The organism is Microbacterium rhizosphaerae, assembly GCF_034120055.1.
Classification (GTDB): Bacteria; Actinomycetota; Actinomycetes; order Actinomycetales; family Microbacteriaceae; genus Microbacterium; species Microbacterium rhizosphaerae.
Genome location: NZ_CP139368.1, coordinates 3702695 through 3727402, shown reverse-complemented (window position 1 = coordinate 3727402; position 24708 = coordinate 3702695). Strand labels below are relative to the sequence as shown.

22 protein-coding genes and 1 pseudogene are annotated in these 24708 nt (G+C 70.2%); 12 read left to right on the top strand and 11 right to left on the bottom strand.

Annotated features, from left to right (window positions below):
• The first annotated feature begins 26 nt into the window (after positions 1–26).
• Complete coding sequence (locus tag SM116_RS16960) at positions 27–1652, top strand: MGH1-like glycoside hydrolase domain-containing protein (RefSeq protein WP_320942141.1); 1626 nt, start codon at positions 27–29, stop codon at positions 1650–1652.
• Between the two features lie 26 nt (positions 1653–1678).
• Here the strand turns inward: SM116_RS16960 and SM116_RS16955 are convergent, their stop codons facing one another.
• The 3 genes from SM116_RS16955 to SM116_RS16945 are packed head-to-tail and all read right to left on the bottom strand — an operon-like array spanning position 1679 to position 4440.
• Positions 1679–3079, bottom strand: a complete 1401-nt coding sequence (locus SM116_RS16955) for a glycoside hydrolase family 5 protein (RefSeq protein WP_320942140.1) — start codon at positions 3077–3079, stop codon at positions 1679–1681.
• A 27-nt stretch (positions 3080–3106) separates the two neighbouring features.
• Complete coding sequence (locus tag SM116_RS16950; protein WP_320942139.1) at positions 3107–4150, bottom strand: M24 family metallopeptidase; 1044 nt, start codon at positions 4148–4150, stop codon at positions 3107–3109.
• Complete coding sequence (locus tag SM116_RS16945; RefSeq protein WP_320942138.1) at positions 4147–4440, bottom strand: hypothetical protein; 294 nt, start codon at positions 4438–4440, stop codon at positions 4147–4149. The genes SM116_RS16950 and SM116_RS16945 overlap by 4 nt, the downstream gene beginning before the upstream one ends.
• A gap of 420 nt (positions 4441–4860) precedes the next feature.
• Here SM116_RS16945 and SM116_RS16940 point away from each other — a divergent pair, with 420 nt between their 5' ends.
• Entirely contained in the window at positions 4861–7728 is a 2868-nt protein-coding gene (locus tag SM116_RS16940) for a glucuronyl esterase domain-containing protein (protein WP_320942137.1), read from the top strand.
• A gap of 128 nt (positions 7729–7856) precedes the next feature.
• A complete protein-coding gene (locus SM116_RS16935; RefSeq protein WP_320942136.1) occupies positions 7857–8921 on the top strand; it encodes a LacI family DNA-binding transcriptional regulator in 1065 nt (354 codons plus the stop codon).
• A gap of 46 nt (positions 8922–8967) precedes the next feature.
• Here SM116_RS16935 and SM116_RS16930 read toward each other — a convergent pair whose 3' ends face one another.
• Positions 8968–9159, bottom strand: coding sequence for a hypothetical protein (locus SM116_RS16930; protein WP_320942135.1), 192 nt, complete (start codon positions 9157–9159; stop codon positions 8968–8970).
• A gap of 278 nt (positions 9160–9437) precedes the next feature.
• Here SM116_RS16930 and SM116_RS16925 point away from each other — a divergent pair, with 278 nt between their 5' ends.
• From SM116_RS16925 to SM116_RS16915, 3 genes and pseudogenes are all read left to right on the top strand, one after another.
• Positions 9438–10388 (top strand): CPBP family intramembrane glutamic endopeptidase, encoded by a 951-nt coding sequence (locus tag SM116_RS16925; protein ID WP_320942134.1) that lies wholly within the window; start codon positions 9438–9440, stop codon positions 10386–10388.
• Positions 10345–10815 (top strand): annotated as a pseudogene (locus SM116_RS16920) (wax ester/triacylglycerol synthase domain-containing protein); the annotation flags it as partial. The gene SM116_RS16925 and the pseudogene SM116_RS16920, both read left to right, overlap by 44 nt.
• A gap of 156 nt (positions 10816–10971) precedes the next feature.
• Entirely contained in the window at positions 10972–11691 is a 720-nt protein-coding gene (locus tag SM116_RS16915) for a WS/DGAT domain-containing protein (protein WP_320944204.1), read from the top strand.
• Here the strand turns inward: SM116_RS16915 and SM116_RS16910 are convergent.
• Positions 11657–12160, bottom strand: a complete 504-nt coding sequence (locus SM116_RS16910) for a DUF6328 family protein (RefSeq protein ID WP_320942133.1) — start codon at positions 12158–12160, stop codon at positions 11657–11659. The genes SM116_RS16915 and SM116_RS16910 overlap by 35 nt on opposite strands.
• A 198-nt stretch (positions 12161–12358) precedes the next feature.
• Between SM116_RS16910 and SM116_RS16905 the strand changes: the two genes are divergently transcribed.
• The 4 genes from SM116_RS16905 (at position 12359) to SM116_RS16890 (ending at position 16349) form a co-directional block, all read left to right on the top strand.
• Positions 12359–13699 carry an Nramp family divalent metal transporter gene (locus tag SM116_RS16905; protein WP_320942132.1) on the top strand — a complete coding sequence of 447 codons (1341 nt, stop codon included), beginning with the start codon at positions 12359–12361 and terminating at the stop codon, positions 13697–13699.
• Between the two features lie 100 nt (positions 13700–13799).
• Complete coding sequence (locus SM116_RS16900; protein WP_320942131.1) at positions 13800–14648, top strand: transposase; 849 nt, start codon at positions 13800–13802, stop codon at positions 14646–14648.
• Between the two features lie 127 nt (positions 14649–14775).
• Positions 14776–15717, top strand: coding sequence for an aldose 1-epimerase family protein (locus SM116_RS16895; RefSeq protein ID WP_320942130.1), 942 nt, complete (start codon positions 14776–14778; stop codon positions 15715–15717).
• 17 nt (positions 15718–15734) lie between these two features.
• The gene (locus SM116_RS16890) at positions 15735–16349 is read left to right on the top strand and encodes a pyridoxamine 5'-phosphate oxidase family protein (RefSeq protein WP_320942129.1); all 615 of its coding nucleotides are present in this window, start codon (positions 15735–15737) and stop codon (positions 16347–16349) included.
• A gap of 102 nt (positions 16350–16451) precedes the next feature.
• On the opposite strand, the gene SM116_RS16885 is transcribed toward SM116_RS16890, so the two are convergent.
• Together SM116_RS16885 and SM116_RS16880 are read right to left on the bottom strand one after the other, a co-directional pair.
• Positions 16452–16664 carry a hypothetical protein gene (locus tag SM116_RS16885; RefSeq protein WP_320942128.1) on the bottom strand — a complete coding sequence of 71 codons (213 nt, stop codon included), beginning with the start codon at positions 16662–16664 and terminating at the stop codon, positions 16452–16454.
• A gap of 54 nt (positions 16665–16718) precedes the next feature.
• The gene (locus tag SM116_RS16880; protein WP_320942127.1) at positions 16719–19322 is read right to left on the bottom strand and encodes a PEP/pyruvate-binding domain-containing protein; all 2604 of its coding nucleotides are present in this window, start codon (positions 19320–19322) and stop codon (positions 16719–16721) included.
• Between the two features lie 164 nt (positions 19323–19486).
• Between SM116_RS16880 and SM116_RS16875 the strand changes: the two genes are divergently transcribed.
• A complete protein-coding gene (locus SM116_RS16875; protein WP_320942126.1) occupies positions 19487–20587 on the top strand; it encodes an NADH:flavin oxidoreductase/NADH oxidase in 1101 nt (366 codons plus the stop codon).
• On the opposite strand, the gene SM116_RS16870 is transcribed toward SM116_RS16875, so the two are convergent.
• Genes SM116_RS16870 through SM116_RS16855 form a run of 4 tightly spaced genes read right to left on the bottom strand, consistent with a single transcriptional unit; the run spans position 20577 to position 23772 of the window.
• Positions 20577–21113 carry a dihydrofolate reductase family protein gene (locus SM116_RS16870; protein ID WP_320942125.1) on the bottom strand — a complete coding sequence of 179 codons (537 nt, stop codon included), beginning with the start codon at positions 21111–21113 and terminating at the stop codon, positions 20577–20579. The genes SM116_RS16875 and SM116_RS16870 overlap by 11 nt on opposite strands.
• Before the next feature lie 17 nt (positions 21114–21130).
• Positions 21131–21760, bottom strand: a complete 630-nt coding sequence (locus SM116_RS16865; protein ID WP_320942124.1) for a VOC family protein — start codon at positions 21758–21760, stop codon at positions 21131–21133.
• Between the two features lie 22 nt (positions 21761–21782).
• The gene (locus SM116_RS16860) at positions 21783–22781 is read right to left on the bottom strand and encodes an SDR family oxidoreductase (protein WP_320942123.1); all 999 of its coding nucleotides are present in this window, start codon (positions 22779–22781) and stop codon (positions 21783–21785) included.
• A gap of 52 nt (positions 22782–22833) precedes the next feature.
• A complete protein-coding gene (locus SM116_RS16855) occupies positions 22834–23772 on the bottom strand; it encodes a LysR family transcriptional regulator (RefSeq protein WP_320942122.1) in 939 nt (312 codons plus the stop codon).
• Between the two features lie 135 nt (positions 23773–23907).
• On the opposite strand from SM116_RS16855, the gene SM116_RS16850 reads away from it, so the two are divergent.
• Positions 23908–24708 carry an alpha/beta fold hydrolase gene (locus SM116_RS16850; RefSeq protein ID WP_320942121.1) on the top strand — a complete coding sequence of 267 codons (801 nt, stop codon included), beginning with the start codon at positions 23908–23910 and terminating at the stop codon, positions 24706–24708.

Sequence of the window (24708 nt, the reverse complement as noted above, 5' to 3'; positions counted from 1 at the left end):
TGTGCCGAGGAGATGCGGAGAAGCGGATGACGGTGATCGATGAGGCCCTGACGCGGCTGAGACAGGGACGAGCGGAGGCTCCGGGTCCGATCGGCGAGGAGTTCCGGTCCCACGGGATCGGCTTCGCGGCCATCGGAGGGCCGCTCGAGGCCCGGTGGGATCAGGCCGTGGCAGAGCTCGGAGCCTGCGTGGGAGCGCTGGGGGACGGGGACGCCCCCGTGCTCAGCGAGGGAGGCGTGTACCGGGGGAGCTGGATCGAGAGCACCGGGACCATCAGCGCCGAGGTGCTGACGCGATTCGCTCCGACGGTCGCGCGGGAGACGTTCCTGCAGTTCGCCCGACATCAGAGGGACGACGGGCTGATCCCCTACAAAGTGACCGCGGACGGCGAGGCGTTCACCCAGATCCAGATCGTGACGCCGTTGGCGCGCAGCGTCTGGAACCACTATCTGCTCTCCGGACGGGATCGCGGCTTCCTCGCCGCGATGTACGGCGCGATGAGCCGCAACGACACCTGGCTCGCCGTCCATCGCGACACGCGGGGAACGGGCGGTGTCGAGGCGTTCTGCACCTTCGACACCGGGCACGATCTATCGCCGCGGTTCTGGTTCGCCCCTGATCGCTGCTATCGCGGTGACGCGGCGCGGGTGGACCCGGCATCCCCTGTTCTTCCGTACATCGCTCCCGATCTGACCGCGAACATCGCGTGTCAGCGCGCATATCTCGCGCTCATCGCCGAGGAGCTGGGCGACGATCCGGAGCCGTGGCGGCGGAAGGCCGACGCATCTCTCACCGCGCTCTGGCGGGAGTGCTGGGATGCGGCGGACGAGACCTTCTACGACCGGGCCAAGGACGGCGCGCCGGTCCGCATCGTCTCCGACGTGCTGCTACGGGTGCTCGCGTGCGAGGTCGGCGACGACGACGTGTTCGGTCGTGCGCTCGAGCGGTACCTGATGCACACGGGCAGGTTCCTCGCGCACTACGGCTTCACATCGCTCGCCATGGACGATCCGCGCTTCGACCACGATTTCCGTCGCAACTCCTGGGCCGGTCCGGTCAACTTCCTCGCCCTGCTGCGGGTTCCGCAGGCCTTCGAGGCGCACGGACGCGTCGCCGAGCTGGGTGTCGCCTCGATGCCGGTTCTCAGCGCGGTCGCGCTCGCGGATCGGTTTCCGCAGTGTCTGGATCCCTGGAGCGGCGAAGCCGGCTTCACCGAGGTCTACTCGCCGTCGATCCTGTGGTTCCTGGACGCGATCGAGCGGTGGACGGGAATCCTTCCGAGGCCGGACGGCGACCTGTGGTTCACGTGCCTGTCGCCCACGCGGCTCGATCACGGCGCCGCCGCTCGCGCCGTCGCGAGTTCGCGGACGATCGACGGCGTGCACTTCGAATCGGCGGCCGACGACGACGAGGTCGTCGTGCTGCGCGACGGCGCCGTCCACGTGCGCTTCCCGCGCGGCTGGCGTGTCGTGACCGACCGGTCCGGCGAACTCCGCTCCGTCGTGTGCGTGGCCGCGGGCGCCGTGAGCGGACAGCTGCTCCGGGGGAGCGAATCCATCCCGCTGACGCTCTCACCCAACGAACGGGTGGACGTGCGCGGACTGGACGTCGTGTCGCGGAGCGCGCCCGGGTTCGTCGCCCCGCACGCCTGAGCGCGGCGACGAGCCACGAGCGGGACTCATCGCCCGGTGAGATGCTCGCGCAGCAATGAGGTGAGACCCGTGCGCTCGATGGAGGCTTCGCGCCGGAACGCCGATGCGAGCGCCCGGGCTCGCTCCGGGGAGACTCCGCGAAAGCGGTCCCCGAAGCGCTCCGCCAGCGGCTCGGCGAGCAGGATGTGCCGCACCAAGACCGCGATGTGCGGCTGACGCCCCCACGGCCACGGTGCGTATCCGGGGAACTCGGCGTCGAACACGGCATCGATCGGATCGAGGATGTCGCGCACCCCCGCATCCGATCCGCCCCACGAGTCGACGCCCAGACGCGTCTTCGTCGCCCGGTCCTCTGCGGTCAGGATCATGTAGTCACTCGCCGGGTCGGCGAACAGGAGCCCCTGCAGGCCGATGTCCTTGTACGTCCACAGCGCCCAGCTCGCGCCATGCTCCCGGTAGATCTCGAGCTGGTCGCGCAGGAGCCGGTACCGCCAGGCATCCTGAGTGCGATCCTGCGAGTACACGGGTCCGAACTCCCCGATCCAGATCGGCGTCCCGGTGCGTCGCATGTACTCCGTGCGCCGCAGGAACGTCTGCTCCACGACGCCACGGTCGAAGTACTCGCCCCTGGTCGTTCCCGGGTACTCGGTTGCGCTGGTGATGCCCGGGAGCGCGTAGTCGTGGGCGGTGTAGACGCTGTTGGGCAGGGGCTCCGACCGCCGGTCGAGGAAGCTGAAGTCCGTCGAGTACTTGTTGCCGTCGAGGAACAGGATGTGCCGGGGGTCGATGGCCCGGATCACCTTCTCGAGCCGGTCGTAGAACACCGGAAGCACCTCGCCGGTGGGGTCCGCGGGTTCGTTGATGGGGTTGTACCCGGCCACCTCCGGGCGATCCTTGTAACGGTCCGCGAGCGCCTCCCAGAGGTGGACGACGCGGTCCTGGAAGTGCGGGTGGTCCCAGAACTGGGCGATGTGCGTCGGATTGTCACTGTGCCAGTGCTGGTTCTGCCGGCCCGGGAGGGCGTGCAGATCGATGATCGAGTACACGCCGTGGCGTGCGAGCGCGGTGATCACGCGATCGAGGCGGGCGAACCCCTCCTCCTTCAACTCGAACGGGCGGGCGTCGTCCTCGAAGTGGCGGTAGTTGACCGGGATCCGTACCGAATTCATCCCGAGCGAAGCCACGAACGCGGCATCCGCATCGTCGAAGAAGGCGGTGTAGAACTCGTCGAAGAACGCCTCGTACGCGTCGTCGCCCATCCGGTCGCGCAGCACACGCCGGATGTTCTCCTCATTGCCGGGGTAGCCGGTGATGAAGTTCTCCATGTTCATCCAGCCGCCGAGACCGACGCCCGTGAGGCGGACCGTCCGGTCGCTCTCGTCGACGATGTGGGCTCCGGAGACTCGCAGCCAGGGAAGGTCTGTCATGTTCGTCCTCTCTCGACAGGAATTCGTTCAGGCTCTGAGAAGGGTCAGCGGGCGCGGGATGCCGTGCACCTCGGCGGCAGGCCACTCCGGGTCCGACGTGAGCACCTCGATGCCGGATCGATCGACGATCACCGTGTCCTCGAGCTTGGCCCCCGGCACCCACGGGTTCCAGGCGAAGGCCTGACCGGACTGCACGCGGTCGGTTGCGCCCGGGGTCGCCTTCGGATCGCGCCCCAGGTAGCCGGTCGGGCCGCCCTGGTGGTGGGCCTGCCACGCATCCGCGCCGAAGCCGTGCTGTTCGTATGCGGCCGCGATGTCGGCGAGCACCTCGCCGAGCGGCCGCCCGGGTCGGGTCGCCGCGAACGCGTCCGCTTCGACCTCGCGCAGCCGTGCCTCGACGTCGGCGCTCGGGGGACCGTCGAACGAGACCCATCGCGTCAGATTCGCGACGAGCCCCTGGCGTCGTGCGCCGACGACCGCCATCGCCCGCCGCCCCAGAGCGGCTGCGGTGGGGAGCGGATGCGGCACCTCGCCTCGGGCTTCGCCCGCTGCGAGGACGACCACGGGCTCGGCGCCCGCGGCGGCGATCGCGTGGAGCAGGCGCGCGGCGAGATCGTGCTCGCTCTCATGGGGCGAGACCTCGCGCAGCTGGGCGCTCACCGACCGCGCGACATCACGGCCGAGGCTCGCATATCGCGCCCGCTCACCCGGCAGGAGCGATGCCCGGAGCCGTCGCATCGTCGCGAGATGTTCGTCCTCGCGAAGGACCCCGCGCCCCGGAGCAGGCAGCGGGCGATGCCACGGGACGGCGCGCACCTCGACGCCGGGACCGAGCTCCTCGGCGAGAAGCCGCTCGGCCTCGTTCGCGTATGCGGTCACCAGGCAGCTGCCGTCGCTGTCGACGATCGCCGAGCAGACGGGGGCGCCGCCGTAAGGGACCGTGACACGCGCACCGTCGAAGAGCCAAGACAAGGACTCCGCCGTCGTCAGCGAGACGGCGGGCGCGCAGCGCTCGTCCATGAGAGCGACGAGGCGCGCGATCTTCTGGGGTCGGTCGGATGCGATGATCACGGGACGGGCTCCAGTGCGTCGTAGTGGCGGAATCGGCGGCGAGTCGCATACAGCGCCCCCACGACGACAAGGATGAGGATCCCACCGGCGATCGGGGGGAACCACAGGGCGATGAGGGCCGCGGTGAAGCCCGCGAGCACATCGCCCAGACGCGGTCCCGCGGCGAGCACGAGCGTGAAGATGCCCTGCAGGCGCCCGCGCATCTCGTCCGGCGTCGCCGACTGCATCATCGTCGTGCGGAAGATGTTCGAGTACGCGGGGCTCTCAGTGAAGGGGCGGATGTGCAGCATCCATTGACGCTGGTGCACGGGCTCATCGCACTGCGACACGATCCGTCCTCTCCTCTCGGCATCTGATCGACGACGCGGCTGCAATGCCGGGCGACGCCGAGGCCTGCCTACCGTAGCAAGAAAGCGGTTTCTCGTGCTAGTTCAGCACAATGGCGCATGGCGCACGATCAGCCGTTGACACTTTCCGGCGCGCGGTGCTACTTTGCGAGAAAGCGGTTTCACACTCATTCAATCCCACCGCTGGACCCCGCGGGGCGGGACCGAGAAGGTCGCCCCGGCAGGCACGCACGACGATGGCGACGGAGCACGAGTCCGGCGCGCGCCGACGCTTCAGTGCGCTCATGAAGCGCGGACGAACGAAACCCCGGTCCGATCGGGGGCGTGGCACGGTCCGAGGACATCGACAGTGAAGGACTAAGCGTGAAGACGATCTCACGATCGCTAGCGATCATCGCGCCCGCCGTGCTGCTGTTCGGAATCGTCACCCCGGCCAACGCCGCGGACACGCCCGGACAATACGGTTACGACCAGCCGGGCGACAAGAACTACGTGACGAACACGGATGTGCTCGAGCGCTTCTCGCCCGACGGCGGCAACAACCAGAGCTACAAGGTCGTGGCCGATCGCGCGCAGGCCGACGCGGCGTTCGCGACGCAGGCGCCCACGGTCGACGGCGTGAAGGACGCCTCGTGGAACGACGCGCAGAGCTATCCGATCGAGCACAAGTTCAACGCCGGAATGACCGGCGACGACCCCAGCGCCACGACCACGGGCACCGTGCGTCTCATGTGGGACGGCCCCGTGCTCTACGGGCTCGTGCAGGTGAGCGGCGACAGCACGGAGTCCGACAGTGCTACGCCGAACTGGAACACCCCGAGCTATGCCGCGAACACGGACGGCATCTACGTGTCGATGGACGTCTACAACGACCAGTGGGGACTCGAGACCGACACCCAGGGCACGTTCTTCCTGAGCGCGAACCCGAACCTCACCTCGGTGACGTCGTACAACAACCCGACGATTCCCTCGCTGGGGTCGTTCTTCAATCCCACCAATCAGGACTACTCGACGCGGCTGAAGGCGTTCAAGTCGTCGGGGTACACCCCGGGCGACGGCGTCAACTACACCTACGAGTTCGCGCTGCAGATCGAAGGCTGGGGAGATGAGCCGAACCGTCAGCTGACGGACGGCACGAAGGTGGGCCTCGAGGTGGGGGCCTACGACCAGGGCAACTCCTTCACCTACTGGAGCAAGAGCCAGTACTACACGGGCCTGGAGGACGGCTCCAACCTGCCGGACGCCCAGCGGACGCCGAACCGCGACTGGGGCGTCGTCACCCTCGACGGCTGGGACAAGAAGACCCCGTTCGCCTACAGCGGGTGGAGCGCGGACGAGGACATCCGGTTCTGGAATTCCAAGAGCAACCCGGGCGGTTCGGGCAACGGCACCCAGCCGGGCGCGAACGGTGACGGCAGCGCGGTGTGGACGCCCGCATCCAAGAACGCGTTCGTCAGCGCGAAGAATGCGTACCTCGCGATCAAGGACTCCGCGACGGCATCCCGTGCGGACAAGGAGGCCGCAGTCACGGCGGTGACGGATGCCTTCGACGGGCTGCGCTGGGCGGACACGAAGTATCCGGATCCGCACGATCTGCCGCAGCTGCAGACGCTGCCGAGCGCCTACACGTTCTTCGACCCCACCAAGGGCACGAACGGTCAGGTGACGAACGCGGCGCAATGGCAGAAGCGCAAGAAGGAGATCCTCGACCTCGCGCAGTTCTACGAGTACGGGTACAAGCCGCAGCTCGGCGTGGACTACACGATCAACGTGACGGGCAACGCGTACAACGGCACCGGCAATCCCGTCGTGACGGCGCAGGTCGTACCCACGAACGCCAACTTCGCCGGTGGCGTCCCGGTCAACATCTCCATCCCGATCACGCTTCCGGCGTCGGTCCCCGGCGGAGGAGAGGCGGCGGTGGGCTTCAGCACGAACTTCACGGCGAACGGCATCGCGAACGTCACCTTCCCGAACTGGGGCGGCGACAATCGCACCGACGCGGGCGCCTGGGGCAACCCGAACCGGGTGGGCACGTTCTACACGCTCTTCCCGTACCAGCGGAACAGCACGTCGGCGGACTCGAGCATCCTGATCGCGAACGCGACGGCGGTCTCGGTCTATCTCGATGCGCTGCAGGCAGCCGTCGCCGCCAACGCGGCGCTCGCAGCCAAGATCGACCCGGCCACCGCCGTGACGAAAGGCTTCTCGATCAACGGGAAGGAGGCGTTCGTCGCCGCGGTCTTCGACGACCGGGTGAAGGCCGTGGTCGCGGGGGGTGCGGGCGCGACAGGTCCGGCCAACTGGCGGTACAACGCCCAAGGGCAGGAGTTCGATTTCAGCGGAACCGCGTACGACAACCCGGGCGCGCAGAACATCGTCTCCCACGGTACGGAGGGTCCGGGCAACAGCTACCGGCACAACCGCGTCCGTGAGACGGAGCTGTTCCGTCACTTCCTTCCCTATGGCCACGAGTACGACCACCAGGACGGCTCGTACGGGTACGGCGACTACAGCCGGCTCCCGTTCGACCAGGCGGATCTGGTGGCCACCCTCGCTCCGGATCGAGCGATCATCATCGACACGAACCTGAACGACTACAACGACGGCGCCGTCACCGACAACATGAGCCTCGAGATCGCCAAGAGCGTCTACGACAACATGGGCGTCAACGGATCCGACTTCGTGAAGTTCAACAGCGGCAACTACGTGTCGTCGGGCGACCCGCACGGTGCGGCGAGCGCGACGCCGGAGGGCCACTACCTCAGCGATCTGCTCTACGGCACGAAGACGCTGACCGCCGAAGAGTCGGCACGCCTGAACACCGACCCGTATTCGCTGAAGGTGTCGGACGGGCAGACGCAGAACCCGTACGACTACTACTGGGGCGGCTACAACACGATCACCGGCGGCAAGACGGGTGTCGGCGGGGGCGACGGCTGGTACTTCTCGGGCTTCGCGTCCGAGTTGGCCGACCTCCGCTCCACGGTGGCCGGGCTGGGGCTGAACCAGGGACGCGCCACCGCGTTGACCGTGAAGCTCGATCACGTGAAGAAGCTGCAGGCGAGCGACCAGCCGTCCGAAGCGGCGGTCGTACTGGGAGACTTCATCACCCAGGTCGCCGGGTTCGGCCAAGCGGGGATCGTCTCCTCACCCGAGGCCGGTCGAATCGTGAGCAGCGCGCAGCAGCTCGTGCTCTTCCTCAACGCGGCGGGCGCACCGCAGAGCTAGGACGACCGGCAGGGCCGTGGTGGCCCAAGCGGGACATCCGGGCTCCCGCGAACCGGGTGATCTGCGGATCATCCGGCTCGCGGGAGCTCTTCGGACTTCACGAACGCCGACGCATACGGGAGACGAGGATGCGAGCGACTGCCCAGCGCAGCGGAGGGGGTCGCCCCACCGTCTTGGATGTGGCGACGATGGCACGGGTGTCGACGGGCACCGTGTCGAACGTGCTGAACAGGCCTGCCCTGGTCGCGTTGCAGACGCGCGAACGGGTAGAGCGAGCGATCCTCGCGCCGGGCTTCGTGCCCAACCGCGCCGCCCGAACCCTCGTGACGGGACTGACCGCGACGGTGGGGTTCGTCGTCGAGGATCTGGAGAACTCCTTCTTCCTGGATATCGCGCGAGGGGCGCAGACGTATGGCGAAGCGGTCGGGACACGGCTCCTCCTGGCCAACTCGGACAACACCGCAGTCACCCAGCGCGGCTATCTGCGGCTGCTCGGTACCGAGCACGTCTCGGGGATGCTCGTGGCCCCCGTGCGGGGCACGCTGGACGACCTTCGGCAGTTCCGCGCGCCCGGGCGATGCGTCGTGGTGGTCAATCACGATGCCGGCGGCGACTTCTGCAACGTCACCACCGACAACGAACGTGGCGGCTACCTCGCTGCCCGACACCTGCTCGAACGCGGGCGGCGACGCCTCGCATTCGCCGGGGGCGAGGGCATCGCGCCTGTGGTGCACGACCGGCTGCGGGGAGTCGTGCGCGCGGTGCGGGAGGCGAACGGCGCTTCGACCCTCGAGATCCTGCCCTCAGCGGACGTCGAGGTGGAGGACGGCCGCCGGCTCGGCGTCGCCATCGCCGCGCGGCCGCCAGAGGCCCGTCCCGACGGGATCGTCGGCGCGGCGGACCTGTTGGCGATGGGGCTGGTGCAAGCTCTGGAGACCGAAGGCGTCGGCGTCCCCGCCGAGATCGCGATCACGGGCTACGACGACAATCGGGCGGCATGGAACAGCCGAGTCCCCCTCACCACCGTCGACCAGATGGGCGAGGTCGTGGGCGAGCACGCCGTCAGACTCTTGTTGAGCGAGATCGACGAGGGCGTCGGTCACATCCATCGGCACGTCGTCATCGAGCCCGCGCTGATTCCGGCGGGCCAGCACCGAGCGCTGGCATCCGGGGCCCCGCGACCGAGTGGATGATGGTATCCCGGGCGATCACGGACCGGCGAACAGATGACGGCCGAGGTCACCGAAGCGACGGATGGGGACGACCGGCGATCTCGATCCCGCTCGCGGGGCGCAGCCACACGGTCCGACCGCGTTCGTTGTCGTACGTCCAGGCGACCGAGACGACGGCAGCCGATGCCGATGCCTCACGGCGGGTGACGCGGATCGGTCCCTTCGACATGCTCCGGCCGGGCTCCTGGCGCTTGCTCATACGGACGACCGTACCCGCAACCCGCCACACGAGCCGAACCGTTGACAATCGCGGTTCGTGGGGATATCGCCGCTGACGATCGCTACGCGCAGAGCTCGTCCATGACGGGCGATGGCGTGGCTGGGGCGTCGGCCGGCGGGACCTTCGACCTTCTGCTGCGGACCGCGCCTGCCGGAAGCTGGTGCTCGCACCATCCGGGCAGCGGTGCGAGTACGGCCGTGGAACATCGGCGTGACGCCTTACTCGCCCCGCCGGGCGATCACGAGGAGCGGCCGAAGATGAGTGACAGGCGCGACCTCGGGGTCCTACGCTCACGAGCCGGAGCAGCGGAGGCGTGGAAGCCCCGACCGGCGCCTGCAACCTGGGCGGTGTGGGCATCGTGGGCGACGACTCTGCTGGCCGGCACCGTCCCGGCCATCCTGTGGACGGAGTTCGTCGGGCGGGTACCGGCATGGCTGACCATCGCGCAGATCGCCGTCCCGTCCGCCCTCCTCGTCGCGACGATCCTCTCTCGCCGATTGCGGCCGCTCTGGCGATTCGGCCTGACGATGTGCCTGCTGCTCATCCTCATCGATGTCCTGCCGCTCGTGGATCTGACGATCGCGCCGTTGCAGTCGCTGCTCGGTGCCACTTCCTTCGACGGCCGCATGCAGGCGGAGCAGACCGCGAAGCTCCTTGTCGCGCTCGTGATGATCGTCTCGCTGCTGCTCACGGGACTGCGATCGCGGGACCTCTTCCTGCGTCTCGGCAACATCACCGCCCCCATCCGTCCGGTTCCGCTGCTCGGCTTCCCGCATGCGGACTCCTGGCGCCGTTTCGGACTGATCTGGGGGTTCGGGATCGCGGGTGCGCTCGGCGTCGCGCAGTATCTCGCGGTCCGACCCACAGCAACCGAGTTCGCCGCCCTCGTTCCGATGATCCCGTCGATCATCATGTACGCAGCGCTCAACGCCTTCAGCGAGGAGATGATCTATCGGGCGCCTATGCTGGCGACGCTCGAACCGGCCGTCGGAAGCAGCCAGGCGCTGTGGCAGTCGGCCGTCCTGTTCGGCGCCGCGCACTACTTCGGCACTCCCGGCGGACCGCTCGGCGTGATGCTCTCGATCTTCATGGGGTGGATGCTCGGCAAGGCCATGCTGGAGACGCGTGGCCTCTTCTGGGCGTGGTGGATCCACTTCCTCAGCGATGTCGTCATCTTCGTCTTCATCGCGCTCGCGCTGGTGGCGTGAGATGCCGTCGCGGCAGGAGCAGCGGCTCGCACCGGTCGACGAAGCCAATCTCGTGCTCGATCACGCCGGTCAGACCAATGTGTTCCTTGTCGCCGGTGTGCTCGTCCCGGAGGAGGGCGGATTCCTCGGCCACGGCGAGGCCGATCTGGATCTGCTCCGCACGGTGATCGCCGAGCGGATCGTTGAGCTGCCTCAACTCCGGTGTGTGCCCGTCGGTCACGGCCGTCGACATCGCTGGCGCGATGCCACGCCGGATCTCGATCATCACGTGCGCAGCATCGCCCGTGTGGACGGACCAGCAGGGTTCGAGCGAGTGTGCGGAGAGCTCATGACCGTGCCGCTGCCTCGCGATCGTCCGTTGTGGGAGCTGCTCCTGGTTCCCGGAGCGAGCCCCCGTGGCGTCGGTCTGATTCTCCGCATCCACCATGCCATCGCCGACGGCATGGCTGCCGTCGGGATCATCCAACGGCTGTTCGATCACGCCGGACCGGTCGGGCCGGACCCGCCGCCACCGCCGCTGACGGGCGGGCGAGAGCGACCGGATGGCCGGGCTCGGATCGGATACGGACTCGAGCGGGTGCGGATGACTCTCTTCGGCCGTGAAGTCGGCGAGACGGTGCTGCTGGGAGAGCGCAGTCCCCACCGCAGTGTGCGCTTTCTCAGTACGGATCTCGGCATGCTCGAGGCTCGGAGCCGAGACGCGGGAGCGACGATCAACGATGCCCTCCTTGCCGCCGTGTCCTCGGGATATCGAAAGGCGCTCTCGCGCGCGGGCGAGTCCATCCCCGATCGCCTGCCGGTCTCGGTGCCCGTGGCGCTGCCGCGGCGAGGGACCGTCGCGAACCGGGTCGGAGTGATGCTGGTGCGCCTGCCGCTAGGGGAGGCGGACCCCGATGTGCGGCTACGCCTCATCGCCGCCCAGACCCGGTCCGAGAAGGAGCGGGCGCGCGGACAGGGAACGCTCGAGCTTATGCGGGGTCCCGCCGGTGCGCGGATGATGGATCACCTTGCGCACCGGCAGCACCTGGTCGCGGGGTTCGTCACGAACGTTCCCGGACCGCCCGGGACCCTTCGCCTTGCCGGCGCCCCGATAGCCGCGCTGTGGCCCGTGGCGGTGTTGGCCGCGAATGTCCGGCTGGGGGTCGCTGCGGTCTCGTACGACCAGCGGCTCTGCTGCGGTGTCCATTTCGATGCGGACACCGTGCCCGGAGACGACTTCGCTCGCGCCATGGCGGAAGAATTCCGCCGTCTGACCGGAGGTGCCGACCTCAGCCCCGCTGCCTCGGACCGCCCCGCACGGTGACCAAGGGGTAGACCAGCATGCCGCCGAGCATCCCGAGCGCCACGATGATGCCCGCGACGACGGCGATCGGGAGCGTCGTCACCACGTCGAAGAGGAAGAACACGACTCCGGCGCTGAGCAGGCTCAGCAGCGCCAGGTTGAGCTTGAGGTGGAAGTCGCCCCGGCGCACGAGCTCCGGCTTCTGTCGCCGCCGGAACATCCGCCGGTGGAGGCTCACGGTCACGAGCCCCACGGTCGTGGTCGCCGCCGCAAGGACGACAAGGGCCAGGTAGACGACCTGCTGGTAGGCAAGCAGCTGCGGGAACCTGGCCTGGAACGCCACGGTCAGCAGGAATCCGGCGAGCACCTGAGTGCCGGTCTGGGTCACCCGCAGCTCCTGCAGGATCTCCGTCCAATTGCGGTCCGCACGCTGAGCCGCGGTCTCGTCGCGGCCGTCCGGGGCCACATCGCCGCTCTCGTCGTCGGTCATGGCTGCCCTCGCCTCCCCAATTCATCCGACACCGCAGGCTATCCGCCGAGCCCGGTGTTTCCGCAGGGGGTTGCGAACGGCGGATGACGCGATCCATGGGCTGCAGCTGCGTCCAGTAGCGCGTGATGGATGCAGACGCAATGCCCTCTGTGTCCGCCCTTTCCCGCGACTACTTTCGCTTCCGGGAGAGGAGGAGTCGTGGCACGACCAGGAACCGGAGCGGGTCCGACGGATGACGAGGGCCCGCAGAAGCGCAGGAACCCCGTGATGCGCTTCTTCGGCCTCCTCGGCCCGGGCCTGGTGACGGGCGCGGCCGACGACGACCCGTCGGGGATCGCGACGTACTCCCAAGCCGGTGCGACCTATGGCAACAGCATGCTGTGGACCGTGCCGGCCACCCTGCCGATGATGATGGCGACGCAGGAGATCTGCGACCGGATGACGCTCGCGACCGGCGACAGCTTCGGCAAGCTGATCCGTCGGCGCTTCCACGACGGGACGCGCACGATCATCGCGGTGCTGATCGCCGCGCTCATCGTGGCCAACACGCTGAACCTCGGGGCCGATCTGATGGCCATCGGGCAGGGGATGCGGCTGCTCCACGCCGGCCCCGCGGCGCTGTGGTCCGCGATCGCGGGGGTCGCGATCGGCGTCGCGGTCGTCGCGGGCTCGTTCGAGTGGATCGGCCGGATCTTCAAGTGGCTCTGCCTCGTCCTGCTCGTCTACGTGGCCGTCCTGTTCGTGACGCACGTCCACTGGGCGGACGTACTCAGAGGCCTGGTCGGCGCGAGTATCGCGGGCTCGCCCGCCTACTGGGCTCTGGTCGTGGCCGTGCTCGGCACGACGATCAGTCCGTACATGTTCTTCTGGCAGACCGCCCAGCGGATCGAGGAGCTGCGGGACGAGGACCTCGGCGGCGACCACGCTCCGGCGCTCGACGACCGCTCGCAGCAGGGCGCTCGGCGTCGCCTGAAGACGGGCAGGATCGACGTCTTCACGGGCATGGTCTTCTCGGCGCTGATCATGTTCGCGATCATGGCCGCGAGCGCCGCCACGCTCGGCGCGCACCACACGTCGGTCAGCAGTGCCGCCGAGGCGGCGAAGGCGCTGCAGCCGATCGCGGGCAGCTACGCCAGTCTGCTCTTCGCGGTCGGCTTCATCGGCTCTGGCGTCCTGGCCGTGCCGGTGCTCGCCGCGGCCGGCGCCGCCGGAATGGCCGGCCTGCTCGACAAGCAGTGGGGGCTCGAGAAGTCGCCGCAACAGGCTCCGCTGTTCTACATCCTGCTCGGCGTCGGGATCGTCGCGGGCACGCTGCTCGCGGTCTTCATCCACAACCCGATCCAGATCCTCGTGCTGTCCGCCACTGTCAACGGGATCGCGGCCGGCCCGTTCCTGGTGATCATGATGCTGATCTCCCGCGATCGCGGCATCATGGGCCGGTACCGCAACGGCCCTCTGGCGCAGTGGCTCGGCTGGATCACGACGGCGGTGATGTGCGTCGCGGGCGTCTACGGCACCTGGTACACGATCTGGGGCTAGCGCAGAGGCGGAGGAGGGATGCCGGTGCGGGCGGCGCGGCATCCCGTTAGCCTCTTCATGCGCGCGCGACCGGCGCTCGCCTGACGGCCGGGAGGACGCGATGGCCGACGCATCGCTGGCGGACATCGCCGCGGAGCTCTACGCGGGCCCGCCGGACGCGTTCGTCGCGGCCCGCAATGCGCGCGCCACGGAGGTCGCGGATTCTGCGCTCGCGGCGCAGATCAAGGCGCTGCGCAAGCCCTCGATCGCCGCGTGGGTCGTGAACGTCTTCGCGCAGGAGCGGACCGTGCAGCTCGGCCAGGCACTGCAGCTGGCGCAGGAGCTGCGCGAGGCGCAGGACGACCTGGATGCCGCGACCCTCGCGCAGCTGGGGCGCCAGCGCCGTGCACTCACCGCGCAACTCGCTCGCGAGGCCGTCGGGCTGGCGTCCTCGCGCGGCGAGCGGGTCACGCCGGCCACCGGCGAGGCGGTGCAGCAGACCATCACGGCCGCCTTCTTCGACGCGGATGCGGCGGCCGCCGTCGCCTCCGGGCGCCTGGTCCGCGAGCTCGAGGCATCCACCCCCGTCGATCTCGACGTCGCAGTCGGCGGCGGTCGTCCCGAGCCGCTGGAGGTCGCGCCGCCGCCGACCGACGAGGTGAAGGCGCGGCGCGAACGCCGCGAGGCCGAGGCGGCGGTGCACAACGCCGAGCAGGAGGTGCTCCGCGCGCAGCGCGACGAGACGAAAGTCGAGAGCGAGGTGCGCAATCTCGCCCGCCGCGTCGACGACCTGGCCGCGCGCGAGCGCGACCTGCAGGCGCAGCTCGACGCGACCCGCGAGGAGCTCGGGGAGGCGAAGTCCCGCGCCCCCGAGCTCGACGAGCGCCGGACGGCCGCGGGCGACGCGGTCGCCGGGGCGCAGCGTGACCTCGAGGCCGCGCGGACCGCGCTCGATCGCCTGGGTGGGTGAACCCGTCGTCCGCAACGTGGCGAATCGGGCGGCGGCGGGTGCGAGAGGATGCTGTCATGCGTCTCCTTCACCCCCGACCGACGTCGATGGTCGTCCCGACGGCTCGAGCCGAAGGGCGGGGCCGCTGATGCCCGCGCCGCTCTCGGGCACGCAGTTCACGCTGACCCGCGGCGCCGACACGGCCGTCGTGGCGAGCATCGGCGCCTCGCTGCGCTCGTTCCAGCACAACGGACGCGATCTCGTCGTGCCGTACGAGGCAGACGCGCTGCGCCCGGGCTACCGCGGCGTGACGCTGGTGCCCTGGCCCAACCGCGTTGTCGACGGGCGGTACACGTTCGGCGGGCAGGAGGAGCAGCTTCCGCTGACCGAGCCCGCGCGCGGCCACTCCCTGCACGGCCTCGCCGTGTGGCTCGACTACCGCGCCGTGTCCGTCGGCGAGGATCGGGTGCGGCTCGAGGCCGTTGTCGAGGCCCAGACCGGCTACCCGTACCGCGTCGGGATCGAGACGACGTTCACGCTGAGCGCCGACGGTCTCGTGCAGACCGTTCGCGCCACGAACCTGAGCGACGAGCCGGCACCGTTCGGCACCGGCCCGCATCCCTACCTCGTCGCCGGGGCGGGCCGCGTCGACGACTGGACGCTCGACCTGCCCGCCGCATCCGTCCTGCACGTCGACGAGCGGCTCGCGCCGACCGTCCTGCGTCCCGTCGACGACGGCGACCCGCAGCGGTTCGACTTCCGCATTCCGCGGACGATCGCCGGTGCCGCGATCGATCATGCCTACACCGACCTGCAGCGGGATGACGCGGGGATCGCGACGGTCCGGCTGACGGATGCCGACGGCCGCGGTGTGGCGATGCGCTGGGATGCGGCGTGCCCCTGGGTGCAGATCCACACCGCCGACCTCGATCCGGCGAACCCGGCGCACCGCGCCGGCCTGGCCGTCGAGCCCATGACCTGTGCCCCCGATGCGTTCAACGCGCCCGTGTACCCGTTCGACACCGGCCTCGTCGTGATCGAGCCCGGGCAGTCCTTCGAGGCGGGCTGGACGATCAGCGCCATCGACTGACGGACGCCGAGGCGCCGATGCGCCGGCGCACCGCCGACTGCGAGAATGGACCCGTCGCGACTCAGTTCGGCGAGATCAGCGATCGGCTCGGCCGGTTCATCGCGGCGCAGCACATGTTCTTCGTCGCGACCGCCGCCCGCGACGGGCGGGTCAACGTGTCGCCGAAGGGATTGGACTCGCTGCGCGTCCTCGGGCCGAACCGCGTCGTGTGGCTCAACGGCACGGGCAGCGGCAATGAGTCCGCAGCGCACATCCTCGATTCGCCGCGGATGACGCTGATGTTCTGTGCGCTGTCGGGCAAGCCGCTCATCCTGCGCCTCTACGGCACGGCGCGCGCGATCCACGAGGGCGACACGGAGTGGGAGGAGCTCGTCGGGCTCCTCCCGCCCATGCGGGGCGCGCGGAACATCTTCGACGTCGACATCGATCTCGTTCAGACCTCGTGCGGCTTCGGCGTGCCGCTCTTCGACTACCAGGAGCAGCGGACGCTCATGGACTCGTGGGCCGCTCACAAGGGCCCGGACGGCCTGCGACGATATCAGCACGAGAAGAACGGGTACAGCATCGACGGCTTCCCGACGGGCTGGCCCGATCCGGGCGCCGACGGGTTCGAGGTCGAATCCGCGTCGTGACACGTGTACGGCGCCGATGCTACGACCGGCGGCCCCGATCGGGATCGCCGCTCCGAAAGCCCGAACCTCGCCGCATGAGCGGCTCTCGGTCGCGAGGCTGACTTACGACCCGGCGCGCCGTCGCCGCGCGGCGACGACGATGCCGATGACGATCAGCACGACGCCGATCACGAGCACGATCGGGCCGATCGTGCCCCACAGCGGCGACCCGCTCATCACCGACCCTCGCAGCACGTTCATGCCCTGCAGGGTCCACACCAGGCCGATGAGGGCGAGGATCACGCCCGGCACGAGGTAAGGCCAGCTCCGCTTCACAGGCTCACTGTACGTGGTGCGATCGGTTCCCGACAGGGGCTCGGGATGCGGCGATCACGCCGGCGTCGTCACCTCGGCCCCGGCGGTGATCGACACGACACCGCCGGCTCCGTCGACCGTGACCTCGTCGCCGGTGCGGATGGCCTCGGTGGCGCGGGCGACGCCGACGACGGCGGGGATGCCGTACTCCCGCGCGACGACGGCGCCGTGGCTGTTCGCGCCGCCCATCTCCATCACGAGGCCGCCGGCGGTGAGGAACAGCGGCGTCCACCCCGGGTCGGTGGAGGGGGCGACGAGGATCTCGCCGGGTTCGAGCTGCGCGCCGACGGGGTCGAGGATCACGCGCGCGCGTGCCGTCACGGCGCCCGCCGACGCGGGGGTGCCGCGCAGCGTGCCCGGCTCGTCCGTCTCGCCGTGGGATGCGAGGGCCTCCAGCTCCGTCCCGTCCGACAGCAGCACGCGCGGAACGTGCCGGCGGCGCAGTTCCGCGTCGTAACGCGCTCTGCGTTCGGCGACCACGGCGCGAAGGTCCTCGCCCGCGGCGGCCCGCTTGGCGTCGTCGAAATCGAGGAAGGCGATGTCGTCGGCAGTCTCGATCCGGCCGGCTTCCGCCAGTTCCGCGCCGATGCCGAGCATCGCCGTCCGCGCCGTCCGCAGCGCGATGACCACGAGGAACTTCGGCATCTCGCGGATGCCGATGAGTGCCCGGGCGCGGCGGAGACAGAAGCTCACGGCCGCGGCGCGCAGTCGGCTGCGCCGACGTGCCCGCCCGATCAGCTCGTTCATCATGGCGCGGGCATCGCGAGCGCCCTCCGCGAAGTGCTGCTCGGGGGACTCGGCATCCGGGTCCAGCCGCACGTAGCCCGACAGCACGCCGAAAAGGTGCGCCGGGTCATCGGCCCAGCGCGGCATCCCGAGATCGATCTCGGCGACCGCGCGGTGCCCGTACAGCTCCAGGAACCGCGCCATCTCGTGCTGCAGACCCGCGGGCAGGCCACCGCCGAGATAGCGGTCGGCGAGGTCGCGCGCCGAGAGGTCGCGCAGGGCGGCGGCCGACTCGGCATCCGTGCGAGTCCGCACCGCGATGCGCCACAGATCGAGATCCATCTCGGTGGTCACGTTGTCGGGCACGCTGCGGAGCACCGCTTGAAGGTCGCCGGGGCGCACCGCATCCCCGAGCAGGCGCCCCGCGAGTCCCAGCATCCCGAAGCCGACGGCGGCTCCGGGCAGACTGCGCGGCGCGAGGGGCGTCGCGTGGAACAGCAGGTCGACGGTCGCGTCGACGCGGGACGGGATGTCGCCGGCCGGGATGCTGCGGGTCCGGATGTCGTCGGCCAGGCGACGCAGGCGCCGGTGCGCGGCCGGCGGACTCGCGACCGCCTGCACGGCGAGCAGGGGCAGCCGGATGCGCAGCGCGAGCCGCAGCGCAGGGACGGCGAAGCGGCGACGCGACCCGGGCAGCACCGAGAACCGCGGGTCGTCGAACAGTCCGCGCAGCACCACCGCCGATCGCGTCTCCATGACCTGGAGGGCGCGCGGGAAGATCTCGCGGCCGAAGGCGGAGCGCACGATCGGAGTGGCATCGAGGAAGATGCGGTCCCCGCCGATGGCGAAGCCGCCCGGACCGTCGACGATGCGCGGGGGCCGGCGGCCGATGAGGTCCAGGCCGCCCGCCCCGACGATCCGGAACGCGGCGATCCCGAGCGGCGTGATCGGTCGGTGCAGGCCCTGCGCGAGCGTGATGCAGAAGTAGACGCGCGTCTCGTCGCCGCGCCGCGGCGCGTCCCGCACCGGCACGGGGTAGAGGGTCGTGATCGGGCGGGACTGGGTCAGCCAGAGGTGTCCGCCGGCGTCGATGGCCCATTCGATGTCCTGCGGGGCCCCGAAGTGCCGCTCGACCCGATCCCCGAGCGCGGCGAGCGCCCGGGCCTCGGCATCCGTGAGCACCGGCCCGCCGTCGCCCGGGCCCCCCGGGCGACGATCCAGGATGCGGCTGCTCCGAGTGTCGATGACGACCTGATCCGGGTCCACGGCGCCCGACACGACGGCGTCGCCGAGACCGTGCGCGGCGTCGATGACCGCCTGCCGCCGCCGACCGGTCACGGGGTCGGCGGTGAACAGGACGCCCGCCGACGCGGCATCCACCATCCGCTGCACCACCACGGCCAGGGCGACGCCGGCGCCCGGGATGTCCTGCGCGGCGCGATAGGCGACGGCGCGGTCGGTCCAGAGTGACGCCCAGCAGCGGTGCACCGCGTCGAGCACCTCGTCGATGCCGTCGATGCCGAGGTAGGTGTCCTGCTGGCCGGCGAAGCTCGCCCCCGGCAGGTCCTCCGCGGTGGCGGACGAGCGCACGGCGACCGGGCCCGCGCCGAGCTGCGCGTATGCCTCGCGGACCGCGTCGGCCACCGCCGCCGGGACGGGGGCGGCCATGATCGCCGCGCGGGCCGCCCCGGCATCCGCCTCCCTCCCGGACTCGACGGGCGTCCCCCGCACGGCGAGCCGGTAGGCCTCGGTCGTGACGCAGAAGCCGGGTGGCACATCGAATCCGGCGGCGATCAGCTCTCCGAGGTTCGCGGCCTTCCCGCCCACGTCGGGCAGGTCGGCGGCCGAGACCCGCGCGAGATCGAGGATGAGGTTCGGTGCTGATGCATCCATCTGACTGCCTTCGGGCTCCATTAATTCATCGTTCGATGAATTAATGGAATGATCCCACTCCGCGGGCGGCGCCGCAAGGATCCGTCATCCGGGCGCCCCGCGCGTCCCGCACCTGCGGCAGCGGCGTATCGTCGATCGGGCCCGCGCACCCCTGAGGAGTCCCCGTGCCACACCCCGTGCTGTTCGAGCCCATCCGCGTCGGCTCGCTGGAGCTCGCCAACCGCATCGTGATCGCGCCCATGTGCCAGTACTCCGCCGAGGACGGCGAGATGACCGACTGGCATCTCATCCACCTCGGCCAGCTCGCGCAGTCCGGGGCGGCGCTGCTGACGATCGAGGCGACCGCCGTGGTCCCGGAGGGTCGCATCAGTTACGCCGACACGGGGCTGTGGGACGACCGGACCGCGGCGGCGATGGGATCGACGATCGAGCGCATCCGCCGATGGTCGCAGACGCCGATCGCCGTGCAGCTCGCCCACGCCGGCCGCAAGGCGTCGACCGAGGTTCCCTGGCGGGGCGGCGCGCAGCTCCCGCCTCGCGACCCGAACGGGTGGCAGACCGTCGCACCGTCCGCGATCCCGTTCCTCGAGGGCGAGGTCGCGCCGCACGCGCTCGATCGCGAGGGCCTCTCGCGCGTGCGCGACGGCTTTGCGCACGCCGCGGCGCGTGCGGCGAGGATCGGCATCGACGCCGTGCAGCTGCACGCAGCGCACGGCTACCTGCTCCACGAGTTCCTCTCGCCGCTGTCGAACCGGCGCACCGACGAGTACGGCGGTTCGCTCGAGAACCGGATGCGGTTCCCGCTCGAGGTGCTCGACGCCGTGAAGCAGGCCGTGCCGGAGCTGCCGGTGTCGGTGCGCGTCTCGGGCACGGACTGGGTGCCGGGGGGATGGGACATCGCGCAGACGGTCGAGTTCGCACAGGCTCTGGAGGCGTCCGGATGCGACGCCGTCCATGTGTCGAGCGGCGGCCTCAGCCCGCAGCAGGTCATCCCGGTCGGACCGGGCTACCAGGTGCCTCTCGCGCGTGCGGTCAAGGAGGGCGTCGACATCCCCGTGGTCGCGGTCGGGCTCATCACGGGGTATGAGCAGGCCGAGGCCATCGTCGCCACGGGCGACGCAGACCTCGTCGCGCTCGCCCGCACCGCCCTCTACGACCCGCGCTGGCCGTGGCACGCGGCGGCCGAGCTCGGGGCTCAGGTGCGCGTCGCGCCGCAGTACCTGCGATCGCAGCCGCGGCAGCACCGCGACCTGTTCACGTCGTGACGAGGTAGTCCACCAAGAGGTAGCCCGTCGGCGAGGTCGAGCTCCGGATCGTCTGGAGGCGCATCGCCGGCAGCCCGTCGAGCAGCCGACGGCCCTCGCCGATGATGTGCGGAGCGATGACGAGCCGCAGCTCGTCGACGAGACCGGCATCCAGGAGGGCGCGGGCGACGGAGATGCTCCCGTGCACGCCGATGTCGCCGCCCGGCTTCTCCTTCAGTCCTCGCACCGATTCGACGAGGTCGCCGTCGAGCGTATGCGAATCCGTCCACGGGGTCGCGAGCGGCGACGTCGTGGCGACATACTTCGGCACGGTGTTGATGAAGGTCGCGAAGGGCTCGATCGTGCTCGTCGGCCAATACCGCGACCACTCGTCGTAGCTGCGGCGTCCGAGGATGACGGCATCCTGAGCCCCGATCACGGCGGCGAGATTCGCGTCCATCTCGACGTCCCAGTCGGTCACGAACCGGTCGGGGTCGTCGGCGAAGCCGTCCAGCGAGACGAGTTCGTACACCACGAGCGTGCGCATGCTCTGTTCCGATCGGGTCAGGGGAGGTCGGTGCCGTGCTGCTCGGCGACCATGTAGGCCGCGTACCACTGCGGCCACTGCTCGTCGCGGACTCCGCCGAGGTCGGCGGCCTCGTGCACGCCGTGCGCGGCTGCCGCGCGCACCAGCGCGGCTTCGAGGTCGGCCTGCGAGGCGTAGGTAGTCTCGTGCGCGTCGATGCGGCCCGGCAGGCGCGTGGTGACCTCCTGCAGCAGGAACGTGTTGCCGTCGGGATCCCGGAAGGACGCGAAGGTGCCGTAGCTGGCCCGCTCGCCGGCGCCCGCCTCGCGCCCGTCGACGTGGCCGAACTGCGCACCGGGTGCGGTCGGGTGGAAGACATCCTCGACCTCGGCGCCGAGCGCCGCGAGGCGCTCGTGCGCCGCTTGCGCATCGTTGACGACGAGGTAGACGCCCTCGGCCGTCCCTGGCCGCTGCTGCGTGATCCGCGTCCCGAACTGGATCGAGGCGGGCGACCCCGGCGGGGTGAACTGCACGACCCGGAAGCCGTTGTCGAACGCGAAGTCGGCGTCGAGACGCCACCCGAGCTGTGCGTAGAACGCCTTGGAACGGTCGACGTCGGCGACCGGGATGACGATGGCCTCGAGCTTCAGATCGATGTCGTCGGGCATGGCTGTGATCTCCACTTCCTGGTCAAGCGCCCGCTGCGCGGGCGTGGGCGATCATCCGGTCGAACGCGGCATCCACGTCGGCATCCACTCGCCGCGATTCGGGATGCGCATCGTAGAAGGCGAGGATGCGTCGGGCGCCCTCGTCGAAGGTGATGGTCGTGCGGAACTCGGGGACGAGACGCGTGACTTTCGATGCATCGAAGACCATCGAGTGGGCCTTGTCGCCGATGAGGCCGGGCCCGGCGTCGGGGGCGAAGGCGGCGATCGTCTCGCTCGCGATGTGGACGAACTGCGGGTCGTCGACGCCCGCCGCCTCGGCCAGCCAGCCGTAGATCTCGTTCCACGTCGGCGCGTGCGAGCCGGTGATCGTATACGCCTCGCCGATGGCGGCGGGGTTGCCGAGCAGTCCCGTGAAGGCGACGGCGAAGTCGTCGGCGTGCGTCAGCGTCCACTGGGTCGTGCCGTCGCCGTGCACGACCACCGGCTTGCCGTCGCGCAGGCGCGCGATGTCTGTCCAGCCGCCGGTGGTCGGGATCAGCCGCTCGTCGTAGGTGTGCGAGGGACGCACGATCGTCACCGGCAGCGCGCGCTCGCGGTAGGCGCCCACCAGGAGGTCTTCGCAGGCGATCTTGTCTCGCGAGTACTGCCAGAACGGGTTGCGCAGCGGTGTCGACTCGGTGACGGGGAGGGAGCGGGGCGGCTTCTGGTACGCAGATGCGGAGCTGATGAAGACGTACTGCCCGACGTGGCCCTCGAACACGGAGAGCACCGTCTCGACGTGTGCGGGCACGAACGACAGGAAGTCGAGGACGACGTCGAACCGCTCGCCGCCGACGGCCGCGCGCATCGAGGTCGCGTCCCGCACATCGCCGAGGACGGTGCGCACGCCGTCGGGCAGCGGGCGGTCGCTGCGCCCGCGGTGGAGGACGGTGACGTCGTGGCCGGCGGCGGAAGCCGCGGTGACGCAGGCGTGGCTGATGGTGCCGGTGCCGCCGAGGAAGAGGAGTCGAAGCGCAGTCATGACCCCGACGATACGCGCCGCCGAAACACGCCGGTCGGTTTCCGGCGACGGCTCACCCCGACGAGGGCTGCCACAGCGGCGCCGCCGACTCCGGCGTCAGCCAGTCGCGCTCCCGCGCCTGCTCCGCGGCGACGTCGAGGAAGTCGGCCACGGCGGGTGGATTCGGGTCCTCGCGCCACACGATCGACCACGGATAGACGGGCTGGAGCTCGGCGGGGCGATGGATGGGGATGCCGAGCCGCCGGTAGCGCAGCGCGTACGACTCGAACTCGAGGAGGTACGCGGCATCCGTCGCCCGCCGCACGTGCGGGAGGCACTGGTCGAACGTTCCGGGGTTGCCGAGCCAGCGGAAGGCCAGATCGCTGTGCGCCTCGAGCGCCCGCAGGTAGGCGCCGTGGGCGTTGAACAGGGCGGAGCCGAGGGGGTCGCCGAAGACCTCGACCGGGCGCTCGCGCAGCGAAACGGTCTCGGCGACGCGGCCGCCCGAACGTCCCACCAGCCAGAACGGCTCCAGCCGCAGCGGGCGATGGCGCCATCCGGTGGGATGCTCCCCGACCATCGACGGCGTCAGGCGGAGGATCCCGATGTCGAGCAGACCCGCCACGAGCGCGTCGAACTGCCGCCGGCTGTCCATCGAGCTGGCGATCACCGGGACGTCGGGATGCCGCTCGGCGAACGCGTCTGCGACGAGCCGCCCGGTGTCGAGGTCGAAGATGTGGGCGATCCGGATGCCCGGGTCGTCGGGGTGCATCATTCTGGCCGCCTGAGCCAGGAGCGGGCGCGCGTCCTTCAGGAAGCGCGCTCCCTGCGGCGTCAGCGCCACGCGCCGGCTGTCGCGCGCGAACAGCGTGAAGCCGAGGTCGTCCTCGAGGCGGCGGATCTGTCGCGAGAGGGCGGGCTGGCTGACGTGCAGGCGCGCCGCCGCACGTCCGAAGTGCAGCTCGTCGGCCACCGCGACGAAGGAGCGCACGAGCCGAAGATCGAGGTCCACGAGTCCTCCCCACAGGGAAGGCTCTCGCACCCGCGGCGATCGATGCAAGACGTGCATCGATCCGTGTCCAAACGGTTCTGGACGCCGCCGTCGGCTGGGGTGTGTGCTGGAGTCCCGACTGCTAGGAGCGCTCCCATGGCCGAAAGCCCTCGTCCCGTCGTCTTCATCCACGGCCTCTGGCTGCACGCCACGAGCTGGGGCCCCTGGATCGAGAAGTTCCGCGCCGCCGGTTACGAGCCGGTCGCCCCCGGGTGGCCGAACGAGGCCGACACGGTCGCCGCGGCGCGCGAGAATCCGGATGCCGTCGCCGACATCGGCATCGACGAGGCGGCAGACCACTTCGCCGAGGTGGCGAACGGTCTCGGCGACGACACGATCCTCATCGGGCACTCGTTCGGCGGGCTCCTCGCCGAGAAGCTCCTCGGGGAGGGCGTCGGCGCGGGCGCCGTCGCGATCGACCCGGCGCAGATCAAGGGCGTGCTGCCGCTCCCGCTGGCACAGCTGAGGTCCGGGTTCCCCGTGCTGGGCAACCCCGCCAACCGGCACAAGGCCATCTCCCTGACGAAGGAGCAGTTCCGCTACGGCTTCGGCAATGCGCTGGACCAGGAGGAGTCGGACGCCCTGTACGAGCGCTGGACCATCCCGTCGCCGGGGCGCCCGCTGTTCCAGGCCGCGGGAGCGAACTTCTCGATGCACTCGCCCGCCGCCGTCGACACGAAGCGCGAGCCGCGGGGGCCGCTGCTGCTGATCTCGGGGACGGCCGACCACACCGTGCCCGACGTCGTCACCCGTTCGACCCTCAAGCAGTACCGGGATGCGATGACCGTGAACGAGCTCCAGCAGTTCGAGGGGCGCGGGCACTCCCTGACGATCGACCACGGCTGGGCCGATGTCGCGGACGCCGTCCTGGAGTGGCTCACGGTGCAGGGTCTCTGA

What these genes read in the sequence shown, in the direction of transcription:
- SM116_RS16960 (WP_320942141.1), top strand. Translation starts at nt 27, where the DNA reads ATGACGGTGATCGATGAGGCCCTGACGCGGCTGAGACAGGGACGAGCG.
- SM116_RS16955 (WP_320942140.1), bottom strand. Translation starts at nt 3,079, where the DNA reads ATGACAGACCTTCCCTGGCTGCGAGTCTCCGGAGCCCACATCGTCGAC.
- SM116_RS16945 (WP_320942138.1), bottom strand. Translation starts at nt 4,440, where the DNA reads ATGCTGCACATCCGCCCCTTCACTGAGAGCCCCGCGTACTCGAACATC.
- SM116_RS16935 (WP_320942136.1), top strand. Translation starts at nt 7,857, where the DNA reads ATGCGAGCGACTGCCCAGCGCAGCGGAGGGGGTCGCCCCACCGTCTTG.
- SM116_RS16930 (WP_320942135.1), bottom strand. Translation starts at nt 9,159, where the DNA reads ATGAGCAAGCGCCAGGAGCCCGGCCGGAGCATGTCGAAGGGACCGATC.
- SM116_RS16925 (WP_320942134.1), top strand. Translation starts at nt 9,438, where the DNA reads ATGAGTGACAGGCGCGACCTCGGGGTCCTACGCTCACGAGCCGGAGCA.
- SM116_RS16915 (WP_320944204.1), top strand. Translation starts at nt 10,972, where the DNA reads ATGACTCTCTTCGGCCGTGAAGTCGGCGAGACGGTGCTGCTGGGAGAG.
- SM116_RS16910 (WP_320942133.1), bottom strand. Translation starts at nt 12,160, where the DNA reads ATGACCGACGACGAGAGCGGCGATGTGGCCCCGGACGGCCGCGACGAG.
- SM116_RS16900 (WP_320942131.1), top strand. Translation starts at nt 13,800, where the DNA reads ATGGCCGACGCATCGCTGGCGGACATCGCCGCGGAGCTCTACGCGGGC.
- SM116_RS16895 (WP_320942130.1), top strand. Translation starts at nt 14,776, where the DNA reads ATGCCCGCGCCGCTCTCGGGCACGCAGTTCACGCTGACCCGCGGCGCC.
- SM116_RS16890 (WP_320942129.1), top strand. Translation starts at nt 15,735, where the DNA reads ATGCGCCGGCGCACCGCCGACTGCGAGAATGGACCCGTCGCGACTCAG.
- SM116_RS16880 (WP_320942127.1), bottom strand. Translation starts at nt 19,322, where the DNA reads ATGGATGCATCAGCACCGAACCTCATCCTCGATCTCGCGCGGGTCTCG.
- SM116_RS16870 (WP_320942125.1), bottom strand. Translation starts at nt 21,113, where the DNA reads ATGCGCACGCTCGTGGTGTACGAACTCGTCTCGCTGGACGGCTTCGCC.
- SM116_RS16865 (WP_320942124.1), bottom strand. Translation starts at nt 21,760, where the DNA reads ATGCCCGACGACATCGATCTGAAGCTCGAGGCCATCGTCATCCCGGTC.
- SM116_RS16860 (WP_320942123.1), bottom strand. Translation starts at nt 22,781, where the DNA reads ATGACTGCGCTTCGACTCCTCTTCCTCGGCGGCACCGGCACCATCAGC.
- SM116_RS16850 (WP_320942121.1), top strand. Translation starts at nt 23,908, where the DNA reads ATGGCCGAAAGCCCTCGTCCCGTCGTCTTCATCCACGGCCTCTGGCTG.